The sequence below is a fragment of the Streptomyces sp. NPDC054956 genome, from assembly GCF_053609185.1.
Map to the genome: position 1 here is coordinate 20,097 of NZ_JBSGXB010000053.1, position 11,645 is coordinate 31,741.

At 71.6% G+C, this 11,645-nt stretch carries 10 protein-coding genes; all 10 read left to right on the forward strand.

Going from position 1 to position 11,645, the window contains the following annotated elements; all coding sequences use genetic code 11:
- Positions 1-6 precede the first annotated feature (6 nt).
- The gene (gene mreD / locus ACWGDE_RS12350; protein WP_453388907.1) at positions 7-711 is read left to right on the forward strand and encodes a rod shape-determining protein MreD; all 705 of its coding nucleotides are present in this window, start codon (positions 7-9) and stop codon (positions 709-711) included.
- A 13-nt stretch (positions 712-724) separates the two neighbouring features.
- Complete coding sequence (mrdA, locus tag ACWGDE_RS12355; RefSeq protein WP_453388908.1) at positions 725-2,908, forward strand: penicillin-binding protein 2; 2,184 nt, start codon at positions 725-727, stop codon at positions 2,906-2,908.
- Positions 2,909-2,922: 14 nt separating this feature from the next.
- Positions 2,923-4,122, forward strand: coding sequence for a rod shape-determining protein RodA (gene rodA, locus ACWGDE_RS12360; RefSeq protein ID WP_453388909.1), 1,200 nt, complete (start codon positions 2,923-2,925; stop codon positions 4,120-4,122).
- A 59-nt stretch (positions 4,123-4,181) separates the two neighbouring features.
- Positions 4,182-5,717 carry a CYTH and CHAD domain-containing protein gene (locus tag ACWGDE_RS12365; protein WP_453388910.1) on the forward strand — a complete coding sequence of 512 codons (1,536 nt, stop codon included), beginning with the start codon at positions 4,182-4,184 and terminating at the stop codon, positions 5,715-5,717.
- 96 nt (positions 5,718-5,813) lie between these two features.
- Positions 5,814-7,739 (forward strand): TIGR03960 family B12-binding radical SAM protein, encoded by a 1,926-nt coding sequence (locus tag ACWGDE_RS12370; RefSeq protein ID WP_453388911.1) that lies wholly within the window; start codon positions 5,814-5,816, stop codon positions 7,737-7,739.
- 159 nt (positions 7,740-7,898) lie between these two features.
- Positions 7,899-8,129 (forward strand): type II toxin-antitoxin system VapB family antitoxin, encoded by a 231-nt coding sequence (locus ACWGDE_RS12375; RefSeq protein WP_453388912.1) that lies wholly within the window; start codon positions 7,899-7,901, stop codon positions 8,127-8,129.
- Entirely contained in the window at positions 8,117-8,548 is a 432-nt protein-coding gene (locus ACWGDE_RS12380) for a PIN domain-containing protein (RefSeq protein WP_453388913.1), read from the forward strand. The genes ACWGDE_RS12375 and ACWGDE_RS12380 overlap by 13 nt, the downstream gene beginning before the upstream one ends.
- 48 nt (positions 8,549-8,596) lie before the next feature.
- Positions 8,597-10,027, forward strand: coding sequence for a hypothetical protein (locus ACWGDE_RS12385; protein WP_453388914.1), 1,431 nt, complete (start codon positions 8,597-8,599; stop codon positions 10,025-10,027).
- Between the two features lie 127 nt (positions 10,028-10,154).
- On the forward strand, positions 10,155-10,946 hold the full coding sequence (locus ACWGDE_RS12390) for a TIGR03936 family radical SAM-associated protein (protein ID WP_453388915.1): 792 nt from the start codon (positions 10,155-10,157) through the stop codon (positions 10,944-10,946).
- A 233-nt stretch (positions 10,947-11,179) separates the two neighbouring features.
- Positions 11,180-11,645, forward strand: a 466-nt coding sequence (locus tag ACWGDE_RS12395; RefSeq protein ID WP_453388916.1) for a hypothetical protein, incomplete at its 3' end; no start/stop codon positions are given.

The window sequence follows — 11,645 nt, forward strand, 5'->3', positions numbered from 1 at the left end:
ACCCTCATGCGCTTCAACCGGATGCTGCTCTCGGGCACGCTCGTCGTGGTCGCCCTCGTCGTCCAGGTCTCCGTCCTGGGCCGGCTCCAACTCCCCGGAGCCGTCCCCGACCTGGTCCTCCTCACCGTCGTCGCCCTCGCACTCGTGTACGGGTGCGTCGGCGGCGCCCTCATCGGCTTCGCCGCGGGCCTCCTCGCCGACCTGGCGCCGCCCGCCGACCACGCCGCCGGACGCTACGCGCTCGTGCTGTGCGTCATCGGCTACGTCGCCGGCCTGGTCCGCCCCGACACCGGGCGGTTCCGCTCCGCCTGGGGCCCCATGCTCACCGTCGTCGGTGCCGCCTTCGCCTCCACCCTGCTCTACGCGGGCGTCGGCGCCCTGGTCGGCGACACCGCCGCCCGCCACGTGGGCCTGACCGGACTGCTCTTCACGGCGGTCCTCTACGACCTGCTGCTCGCGCCCTTCACGGTGCCGTTCATCATGGCCCTGGCCCGCCGCGCGGAGAACGACCCGATGGCCGTCGAGGCCAACGGCGGCCCGCCGTCCGGCAAGGACATCGCCTCCGGCTGGCTGGCCGGCGGCACCGGACTGAGGATCGGCAGCCAGCGCGGCGGCCTGCGCATGAAGACCGCCCGCAGCCGCGCCAACCGGGCCGGCCGGATAAAGGGCGTCAAGGGAATCAAGGGTGTGAAGAGCGTCAAGAAGCTGTGAGGGAGGAGCAGGCGTGACCAACGTTCCGGAGACCGGCCGCACCTCCCGGGTGCAGATCAGGCTCGTCATCATCCAGGTGCTCGTCTTCTCGATGCTCCTCACCCTCGGCGGGCGGCTCTGGTACCTGCAGATCCGCAACGGCGACGAGTACTACCACGAGGCGAAGAGCAACCACGTCCAGCGGGTCGTCCAGCCCGCCGTGCGCGGCGCGGTCCTCGACGCCCGCGGGGTCCCGCTCGCCGACAACGAGACCCGCCTGGTCGTCTCGGCCAGCCGCACGGCGCTGATGAAGATGAAGGACCGGGGCAAGGCGGTCATGACCCGCCTCGCCGACGTCCTCGACATGACCCCCAAGGAGGTCATGGAGAAGGTCCGCCTCTGCGACTCCGAGACCCCCGCGCCTTGCTGGAACGGCTCCCCGTACCAGCCGATTCCGATCACCCTCGAAGCCACCACGCAGCAGGCCCTGCAACTGCGCGAACGCCCCGAGGAGTTCCCCGGCGTCACCGCGGAGCCCACCGCCGTCCGCCGCTACCCGGCACCCGGCGGGGCCCGCACCGCGCAGGTCCTCGGCTACCTCTCGCCGGTCACCGACGAGGAGATCCAGAAGGCCAAGCACAGCGACTCGCCGCACCTGCGCTCCGACCAGGTCGGCCGCTCCGGGATCGAGCGCACGTACGACAAGCAGCTGCGGGGCAAGGCGCACGTCACCTCGTACGAGGTCGACAACCTCGGCCGGGTCATGCACCAGACCCAGTCCGACCCCGGCATCCCCGGATCCACCCTCGTCACCAGCATCGACGCCCGGGTCCAGGCCGTCGCCGAGTTCGAGCTCCAAGCGGCGATGAAGACCGTCCGCCAGGAGACCGACAACATCACCGGGCGCAAGTACGAGGCCGACTCGGGCGCCGTCGTCGTCATGGAGACCAAGACCGGCCGCGTCGTCGCGATGGCCTCCCAGCCCGACTACGACCCCAACGCCTGGGTCGGCGGGATCTCCGCCAAGGACTACGCGAGCCTCACCAGCAAGAACTCCAACTACCCGCTGCTCAACCGGGCCATCCAGGGCCAGGCCCCCGCGGGCTCCATCTTCAAGGTGGTCTCCGCGAGCGCCGCCGTACGGGCCGGCTACGCCTTCGACGACAAGTACAACTGCAGCGCCTCCTACAGCATGGGCAACCGGAGCTTCGCGAACTTCGAGTCCAAGGGGCACGGTCCGATCACCCTCGCCGAGGCCCTCAAGTTCTCCTGCAACACCGTCTTCTACGCCCTCGGCCACAAGGAATGGCAGCGCGACGGCGGCCTCAAGCCCAAGAAGGACGCCCACGACTGGTTCTACCGCACCGCCCGCGAATTCGGCCTCGGCTCCGAGACCGGGATCGACCTCCCGAACGAGGTCAGCGGCCGCATCCCCGACCGCCGGTGGAAGAAGAGCTTCTGGGCGGCCAACAAGGACTCCTGGTGCAAGCAGGGCAAGAAGGGCGGCACCTACGTCGAGCAGATCGCGTACGAGAGCTGCCTCGAGGGCAACCAGCTGAAGGCGTTCGACAGCATCAACTTCGCCATCGGGCAGGGCGACGTCCTCGTCACGCCCATCCAGATGGCCACCGCGTACTCCGCCATCAGCAACGGCGGCACCCTCTTCGACCCCACGGTCGGAAAGGCCGTGATCAGCCCCGACGGCAAGCACGTCGAGATGATCAAGCCCAGGCCCCACGGCAGGCTGCCGATCGACGCCAAGACCATCAGCGACCTCGACAGGGGCCTGCGCATGGTCGTCGAACCCGGCGGCACCGCCGCCTGGCGGTTCGGCGGCTGGCCGCTGGACAGGATCCCGATGAGGGCCAAGACCGGTACCGCGCAGGTCTACGGCAAGCAGACCACCTCGTGGCTGGCGACCTACACCGACGACTTCACCATCGTCATGACGATCTCCCAGGGCGGCACCGGCTCCGGGGCCTCCGGCCCCGCGGTCCGCAACATCTACAACGCCATCTACGGCCTCGACATGGCCGGCAAGCAGGACGTGAAGAAGGCCCTGCTGCTGGGGCCCGAGACGAAACTGCCCAGGATCCGCCCCGACGGTTCCATCGACTCGCCCGAGATCCGGCCCTACGTGCCGCCGTCCCCGGAGGAGCTGGCGCCGCCCGTGCTCGCCGGCCCGCCCGCCGCCCAGCGCCCCGCGCAGCACGACTGAGGACCGAAACCGACATGCAGACCGCCAACAAGTTCTCCGTCTCCCGGTACGCGCCCGAGCGCGGGGCGATGGCCAAGCTGACCGCCCGCGACTCCGTGGTGCGCCGGCTCGACTGGCCGATACTCCTCTCCGCGCTCGCGCTCTCCCTCATCGGCTCCCTGCTCGTGTGGTCGGCGACCCGCAACCGGACCGCACTGAACAACGGGGACCCGTACTACTTCCTCTTCCGGCACGCCATGAACACCGGCATCGGCCTCGTGCTGATGATCGGCACCATCTGGCTCGGCCACCGCACCCTGCGCGGCGCCGTGCCGATCCTGTACGGGCTCTCGATCGTGCTGATCCTCGCCGTGCTCACCCCGCTCGGCGCCACCATCAACGGCGCCCACGCCTGGATCGTGGTCGGCGGCGGCTTCTCGCTGCAGCCCTCCGAGTTCGTGAAGATCACGATCATCCTGGTGATGGCGATGCTGCTGGCCACCCGGGTCGACGCGGGCGACCTGGCCCACCCCGACCACCGCACGGTCGTCAAGGCGCTGTGCCTGGCCGCCGCCCCGATGGGCATCGTCATGCTGATGCCCGACCTCGGCTCCGTCATGGTCATGGTCGTCATCGTGCTCGGCGTCCTGCTCGCCTCCGGCGCCTCCAACCGCTGGGTGCTGGGCCTGCTCGGCTCCGGCGCCGCCGGCGCCATCCTGATCTGGCAGCTCGGCATCCTCGACGAGTACCAGATCAACCGCTTCGCGGCCTTCGCCAACCCCGAGCTCGACCCCGCCGGCGTCGGCTACAACACCAACCAGGCCCGCATCGCGATCGGCTCCGGCGGACTGACCGGCTCCGGGCTCTTCAAGGGCTCGCAGACCACCGGCCAGTTCGTGCCGGAGCAGCAGACCGACTTCGTCTTCACGGTCGCGGGGGAGGAGCTCGGCTTCGTCGGAGCCGGACTGATCCTCGTACTGCTCGGGGTCATCCTGTGGCGCGCCTGCGTCATCGCCCGCGAGACCACCGAGCTCTACGGGACCATCGTGTGCGCCGGGATCATCGCCTGGTTCGCCTTCCAGTCTTTCGAGAACATCGGCATGACCCTGGGGATCATGCCGGTGGCCGGGCTGCCGCTGCCGTTCGTGTCGTACGGAGGATCGTCGATGTTCGCCGTCTGGGTGGCCATCGGACTGCTGCAATCGATCAGGGTGCAGCGACCGATGTCGGCCTAGTCGTGGCGCGTCTCGTATTTACCTTCACGTAGCGATCCGTTCAGGACTACGTTCGGTCTATGGCGGACGCGAAGCGCGAGATCGAGCGCAAATTCGAGTTCAGGAGCATCAAGGCCGGACGGCGCGGGGTGCCGGACCTGACGGGCACGGCAGCCATCGCGGCCGTCACCGACCAGGGCACCGTCGACCTCGACGCCGTCTACTACGACACCCCCGACCAGCGGCTCGCCGCCGACGGACTCACCCTGCGCCGCCGCACCGGCGGCAAGGACGCCGGCTGGCACCTCAAACTGCCCGTCGCCCCCGGGGTCCGCGACGAGATCGCCACCCCCCTCAGCGACACCGTGCCGCCCGCGCTGACCGCGCTCCTGCGCTCCCGCCTCCGCGACGCCCCAGTGGAACCGCAGGTCAGGCTCCTGTCCTCGCGCAAGGTCAGCCACCTCCTCGACGCCGAAGGCAGCCTCCTCGCGGAACTGTCCACCGACGCCGTACGCGCCGAGCGCCAGGGCACCACCGCCGCCTGGACCGAGGTCGAGGTGGAACTCGCCGACGGGATCGACCCCGAACTCCTCGACGCCGTCGAGAAGACCTTCCGCAAGGCCGGCCTGCGCGTTTCCGACGCCCCCTCCAAGCTCGCCCGCGCGCTCACCGAGACCGGCGCCGAACCCCCGGCCCGCCCCGGACACCCGCTCCCCGGCGAGCCCGGCCCCGCCGAGGGCACCACCGGCGCGCACGTCCTGTCGTACCTGCGCGAACAGCGCGACACCCTGATCGCCCAGGACCCCGCCGTACGCCGGGGCCTGCCCGACTCCGTCCACCAGATGCGGGTCGCCAGCCGGCGCCTGCGCAGCGCCTTCAAGACCTACCGCCGGGTCCTCGACCCCGCCGGAACCGGCCCCCTCGGCGAGGAACTGCGCTGGCTCGCCGCCGAGCTCGGCGTCGACCGCGACCAGGAAGTCCTGCTGGAGCGCATCCAGACCCGCCTCGGAGAACTCCCGCGCACCCTGCGGATGGGCCCCGTCGGCGGCCGCCTCAAGATCTGGAACACCACCCGCCGCACCGGTTCGCGCCGAGCGGCCCTGGCCGCCCTCGACAGCGCACGCTACGTGGCCCTGCTGAACGCCCTCGACGCCCTGCTGGCCGACCCGCCGCTGCTCAAGGCCGCCGGCCGGCCCGCCGAAGCCGTCCTGCCCACCGCCGTCCTCGGGGACTACGAACGCCTCGCCGGCCGGGTCCAGGGCGCACTGGCCATGGACCCGGGACACCCGCGCGACCTGGCCCTGCACGAGGCCCGCAAGGCCGCCAAGCGCGCCCGCTACGCCGCCGAGGCCGCCACCCCGGCCCTCGGTAAACCCGCGCGGCGCCTGGCCAAGGCGGTGAAGGCCGTCCAGAACCTCCTCGGCGACCACCAGGACAGCGTCGTCGCCCGCGAGGCCCTGCGCGGCCTCGCGGTCCAGGCGGCCGGCGCCGGGGAATCAACCTTCACCTGGGGCCTCCTCTACGGCCACGAAGAGGAGATCTCGGCCCGCCGCGAGCGCGAGCTCCCGAAGGTGTGGGAGGCCACGTCCACGCCGGTGGCGGCACTGCGCGGCTGAGGGCCCGGGCGGGGGCGGGGAAAAACAGCGGGCGGGAGGCGGACGGGCCTCGGGGTACGCTTGAGAGTCGCCCCCTGCCCGCTTCACGAAAGTCGCGTGATGTCCGAGTCGGTCTTCCCACAGCTCGAAGCTCTGCTCCCGCATGTGCAGAAGCCCATCCAGTACGTCGGTGGTGAGCTGAACTCCACCGTCAAGGAGTGGGACAGCACCGATGTCCGCTGGGCGCTGATGTACCCGGACGCGTACGAGGTCGGGCTGCCCAACCAGGGCGTCATGATCCTGTACGAGGTGCTCAACGAGCGCGAGGGCGTGCTCGCGGAGCGCACCTACAGCGTGTGGCCGGACCTCGAAGAGCTGATGCGCGAGCACAAGGTGCCGCAGTTCACCGTGGACTCCCACCGCCCCGTCGGGGACTTCGACGTCTTCGGGCTCTCCTTCTCCACCGAGCTCGGCTACACCAACATGCTGACGGCGCTCGACCTCGCGGGCATCCCGCTGGAGGCGAAGAACCGTACGGTCGACCACCCGATCGTCCTCGCGGGCGGCCACGCGGCCTTCAACCCCGAGCCGATCGCCGAGTTCATCGACTGCGCGATCATCGGCGACGGCGAGCAGGCCGTCCTCGACATGACCGAGATCATCCGCGCGTGGAAGGCCGAGGGCCGCCCGGGCGGGCGCGAGGAGGTCCTCCTGCGTCTCGCGAAGACCGGCGGCGTCTACGTGCCGGGCTTCTACGACGTCGAGTACCTGCCGGACGGCCGCATCGGCCGTGTGGTGCCCAACCGCTCCGGCGTGCCGTGGCGCGTGTCCAAGCACACGGTCATGGACCTCGACGAGTGGCCCTACCCCAAGCAGCCCCTGGTCCCGCTCGCCGAGACCGTCCACGAGCGCATGTCCGTGGAGATCTTCCGCGGCTGCACCCGCGGCTGCCGTTTCTGCCAGGCCGGCATGATCACGCGCCCCGTGCGGGAGCGAAGCATCACCGGCATCGGCGAGATGGTGGAGCGCGGCCTCAAGGCGACGGGCTTCGAAGAGGTCGGTCTCCTCTCCCTCTCCTCGGCGGACCACACCGAGATCGCGGACATCGCCAAGGGCCTGGCCGACCGCTACACGGACGACAAGGTGGGCCTGTCCCTCCCGTCGACCCGTGTGGACGCCTTCAACGTCGACCTCGCCAACGAGCTGACCCGCAACGGCCGCCGCTCCGGTCTGACCTTCGCCCCCGAGGGCGGCTCCGAGCGCATGCGCAAGGTCATCAACAAGATGGTCTCGGAAGAGGACCTGATCCGGACGGTCTCCACGGCGTACGGCAACGGCTGGCGCCAGGTGAAGCTGTACTTCATGTGCGGCCTGCCGACCGAGACCGACGAGGACGTGCTGCAGATCGGCGACATGGCGGTCAACGTCATCGCCAAGGGCCGCGAGGTCTCCGGGCAGAACGACATCCGCTGCACGGTGTCGATCGGCGGATTCGTCCCCAAGCCGCACACCCCGTTCCAGTGGGCGCCGCAGCTGTCGGCCGAGGAGACGGACGCCCGCCTGGGCAAGCTCCGCGACAAGATCCGCGGGGACAAGAAGTACGGCCGCTCCATCGGCTTCCGCTACCACGACGGCAAGCCGGGCATCGTCGAGGGCCTGCTCTCGCGCGGTGACCGCCGCATCGGCGACGTCATCCGCGCCGTGTACGAGTCGGGCGGCCGCTTCGACGGCTGGCGCGAGCACTTCTCGTACGACCGCTGGATGCAGGCGGCGGAGAAGACGCTCCCCGCCTACGGCGTCGACGTCGCCTGGTACACGACGCGCGAGCGCACCTACGAGGAAGTCCTCCCCTGGGACCACCTCGACTCGGGCCTCGACAAGGACTGGCTCTGGGAGGACTGGCAGGACGCCCTCGACGAAACCGAGGTCGAGGACTGCCGCTGGACCCCGTGCTTCGACTGCGGCGTGTGCCCGCAGATGGACACGAGCATCCAGATCGGCCCGACGGGCAAGAAGCTGCTGCCGCTGTCGGTCGTGAAGTGACCTGGGGCTGAGGCCCGCCCCCTATACGCCCCCCACCGGGAACGGTGGGGGGCGTATTCATTTGTTCGCCGGATCATCGTTCCTGCGTTTGACGCAAGTGGATATCCTGGATGGGCGTGCGGAGGAATACTCCGCCCCCGCTGCCAGGAGGTGCCCGGCATGGCCAAGACCGTGATCGACATCAACGAGGAAGCCCTCGCACTCGCGATGGAGGCCCTCGGGACCACGACGAAGAAGGACACGGTCAACGCCGCGCTCGAGGAAATAGGAGCACGGCTGCGCAGGCAGCGAGCCCTGGAAGCCCTCGTCGAACTCGACGAGGAGGGCGCCTTCGACAAGGGACGGGAGCCCGGATTCAAGGCGGAGGTGCGCGGGCCGTGGGGGAGCTGACCGAGGGCGAGTTCCTGATCGACACCTCCGCCGCGCACCGGATCACCCTCCCGGGGCCGTTCTCCACCTGGCGGCCGGCTCTGGCCGCCGGACGCATCGGCATGTGCGCGGTGACCGAGGTCGAGGCCCTGTACTCCGCCCGGTCGCCCGCGCAGTACGCGCGAATGCGGCAGACGTTCACGGACCTGTACGCGTGGCACGAGATCCCCGACGACGTCTGGGTCCGGGTCGCTGCCGCGCAGACCACCCTGGCCGAAGCCGGGTGGGTGCGCTCCGCGGGGGTCGTGGACCTGGTCCTGGCGGTCACCGCCGCGCGCCACGGCCTGACCGTGCTGCACTACGACCGGGACTTCGAGACCCTCGCCAAACACATCGAGCTGCGCACCCGGTGGCTCGCGGAGCCCGGCTCCATCGACTGAGGGTGGGTTGGGCGCAACGGGGCGGGGCCGGTGGGTGTCCTTATGTACATGGAACTCGAGAAGTCGCAGCCGGTGCCGCAGGGGGACGGGTGTCTGGTGGGGGCCGTCCGGGTGCCCGTGAAGATCGTCGCGGTGCTGGTCGTGCTTCCCGTGCGGGTGGCGTGGGACCTGCTCGTCGCCTTCGCGCGGATGCTGCACCGGACCGTCCTCGCCCCCGCCGGGCGGGGGCTGCGCCTGTTCCGCGATCGGGTCGTGCGGCCGGTGGCGGTGGTGCTGCTGAAGCTGGTGTTCGTGTGGCCGTGGGTGGGGCTGTGGCGCTACGCCCTGGCTCCGGCCGGGCGGGGGATCGCCTGGTCGGGCCGGGCCGTGCGCACGTACGTGTTCGAGCCCGTCGGGCGGGGGATCGCCTGGTCGGGCCGGGCCGTGCGCACGTACGTGTTCGCGCCCGTCGTGCGGGGGCTCGTGCGGGTGGGGGAGGCCGTGCGGACGTACCTGCTGCGGCCGTTGGGCGACGGGGTCGCGTGGGTACTGTTGGGGATCGGCCGGTATCTGCTCCTTCCGCTGGCCAAGGGCGTCGCCTGGGCCGGGTGGGCGCTGGCGATGGCCTTGTTCGTATGGCCCTGGGTCGCCCTGTGGCGCTACGTCCTCGCGCCCGGCGGCCGGGGGCTGCTGCGGTACCTGCTGGAGCCCGCCGGAGCGGGGATCGCGTGGCTGGCCCTCGGCGGGTACCGGTACCTGCTCCTTCCGTCGGCAAGGGCCGTCGCCCGGCTGGCCGTCGGGGTCTACGCGTACCTGCTCGCCCCGCTCGGGCGCGGGATCGTCTGGTGCGTGCCGCGTGCCATCGAGGCGTTGTTCGTCTGGCCGTGGGTCGGGCTGTGGCGTCACGCGCTCGTGCCCGCCGGGCAGGGGCTGGCGTGGCTGGCGCGCGGTGCCGGGGTCGCGGCCGCCTGGCTCCTGCGGGCCGTCTTCGTCCTGCCGTGGGTCGCGCTGTGGCGGTACGTCGTGCGGCCCGGTGCGGTCGGGCTGTGGCGGTACGTGCTCTCACCGCTCGGGCGGGGGGTGTACGACCATCTGCTCGCGCCGCTCGGGCGGCTGCTCGTCAGTGCCTGGCATCTCGCGGGGCGCCTGAGCCGGGCGCTCGGGCGCGGGGTCGTGTGGCTGTGGCGGTGGACGGTCGTGCGGCCCGCCGCGTGGGTGCGGCGAAACCTGGTCACCCCCGTGGGGAATGCCGTCCGCGCGGGGTGGGCCGTTGCCCGTCGCGGGGTCCGGCAGGCCATCGCTCCGGTCGGCCGTGCCGTCCGCGAGGTGTGGAGCACCTCCCGCCTCGCGGTGCGCGAGGCCCGGGCCGAGGTGCGGCGGGCGCTGTTCGGGGGGCCCGCCCGGGAACCGGCGAGGTCACGGGCGCGTACTCTGGGTAGTAACAGAGCCGCAGGCGACGCGCCCGCCCCCGAGAGCCCCCTGTGCGAACCGCAGGGGTGAGCCGGCGGGCACGGCGTGGCCAGCAGGCCCCACAGACCTCAGGGCGACGCGCGAGCCGCGGAGCCCCGCACAAGGAGAAGAACCACTGGGCAAGCGACAGCCCGAAGGCCCGCCTCCCGCACCGGTGGTGCAGCGCATTCGTCTGCGCTACACCAAGCGCGGCCGCCTCCGGTTCACCAGTCACCGGGACTTCCAGCGCGCCTTCGAGCGGGCCCTGCGCCGCTCCGAGGTGCCCATGGCGTACTCGGCGGGCTTCACCCCGCACCCGCGCGTCTCGTACGCGAACGCCGCCCCGACCGGGACCGGCAGCGAGGCCGAGTACCTCGAGATCGCCCTCGCCGAGCCCCGCGATCCCGCCAAGCTGCGCGAGCTGCTCGACGAGTCGATGCCGGTCGGCCTCGACATCATCGACGCCGTCGAGGCCCGCACGTCCGGGCTCGCCGAGCGGCTGACCGCCTCCGTGTGGGAGCTGCGCCTGGACGGCGTGGAGTCCCCGGACGCCGAGCGGGCCGTCGAGGCCTTCCTCGCCGCCGAGACCGTGGAGGTCCAGCGCCGCACCAAGAACGGCATGCGCACCTTCGACACGCGCGGGGCCGTAGTGAGTCTGGAAGTGGTTCCCGTTTCGGTCACCGCGGCGGCTGATAGGCCCCTGGACAATGCTTGTGCGATACTGCGGCTGGTTGTTCGGCATCTGACACCTGCCGTGCGACCCGACGACGTCCTGTCCGGTCTCCGAACCGTGGCCGACCTAACGCCGCCGGTCCCCGCAGCGGTGACCAGGCTGGCGCAGGGGCTCTTCGACGAGGAGTCCGGCACGGTGACCGACCCGCTCGCGCCCGACCGCGAGGCTGCGACGACGGCCCCACCCACGGCCGCCGTAGCCGCCGACGCGAAGGCGCCGGAAGGTCCCGCCGCGTAGGGATCGTCGTCGTCGCGCAGCCCTGGTACTCGGGAGCCACCTGGGTCGGGCCGCGCAAAGACCTGAAGACTTCCGCCAGGCCGTACGGACAAACACGTACGGAACCGGCGGCCATGAACTGAGCTCCCGTGTGGCGAACGCGCCCCGGAGGCCGGTTCCGCGTACTTGCTGCGGAGCCGTGCCGGACCGGAAGTCAGCCGCGGCGCCCGGGAGCGTGACGGGAGAAACCCCGCATGCTCAACAACGAAATCGACAGCAACAACGCAGCCGACAGTGGCAGCCCGAGTGACAACCTGCCTCCGCGCAGGCGTCGGCGCGCCGCTTCCCGGCCGGCCGGTCCGCCCGGCGGCGTCGTGGCGGCCGCCGAGGCCGCTCCCGCTCCCGTAGCGGCTGCCGCTCCGGTCGAGGAGGCCGCTCCGGCCGCCGCCCCGGCCCGTACCCGTCGTCGTGCCACCCGTGCCGTCGCCGCTCCCGAGGCGCCCGCCGCCGAGGTCGTGGTCGAGGCTCCCGCCGTCGTCGCCGCTCCGGCCGTCGAGGAGCCCGCCGCCCCGGCGCCGCGTGCCCGCCGCCGTGCCACCCGCGCCGTCGCGGCCCCCGAGGCGCCCGTCGCCGAGGCCGCCGCCCCCGTGGTCGAGGCCGCGCCCGTCGAGGAGGCCGCTCCGGCCGCCGCCCCGGCCCGTACCCGTCGTCGTGCCACCC

Bases quoted from the DNA above. Each gene is read 5' to 3' on its own strand.
- mreD (WP_453388907.1), top strand. From the start codon at position 7: ATGCGCTTCAACCGGATGCTGCTCTCGGGCACGCTCGTCGTGGTCGCC.
- rodA (WP_453388909.1), top strand. From the start codon at position 2,923: ATGCAGACCGCCAACAAGTTCTCCGTCTCCCGGTACGCGCCCGAGCGC.
- ACWGDE_RS12365 (WP_453388910.1), top strand. From the start codon at position 4,182: ATGGCGGACGCGAAGCGCGAGATCGAGCGCAAATTCGAGTTCAGGAGC.
- ACWGDE_RS12375 (WP_453388912.1), top strand. From the start codon at position 7,899: ATGGCCAAGACCGTGATCGACATCAACGAGGAAGCCCTCGCACTCGCG.
- ACWGDE_RS12385 (WP_453388914.1), top strand. From the start codon at position 8,597: ATGGAACTCGAGAAGTCGCAGCCGGTGCCGCAGGGGGACGGGTGTCTG.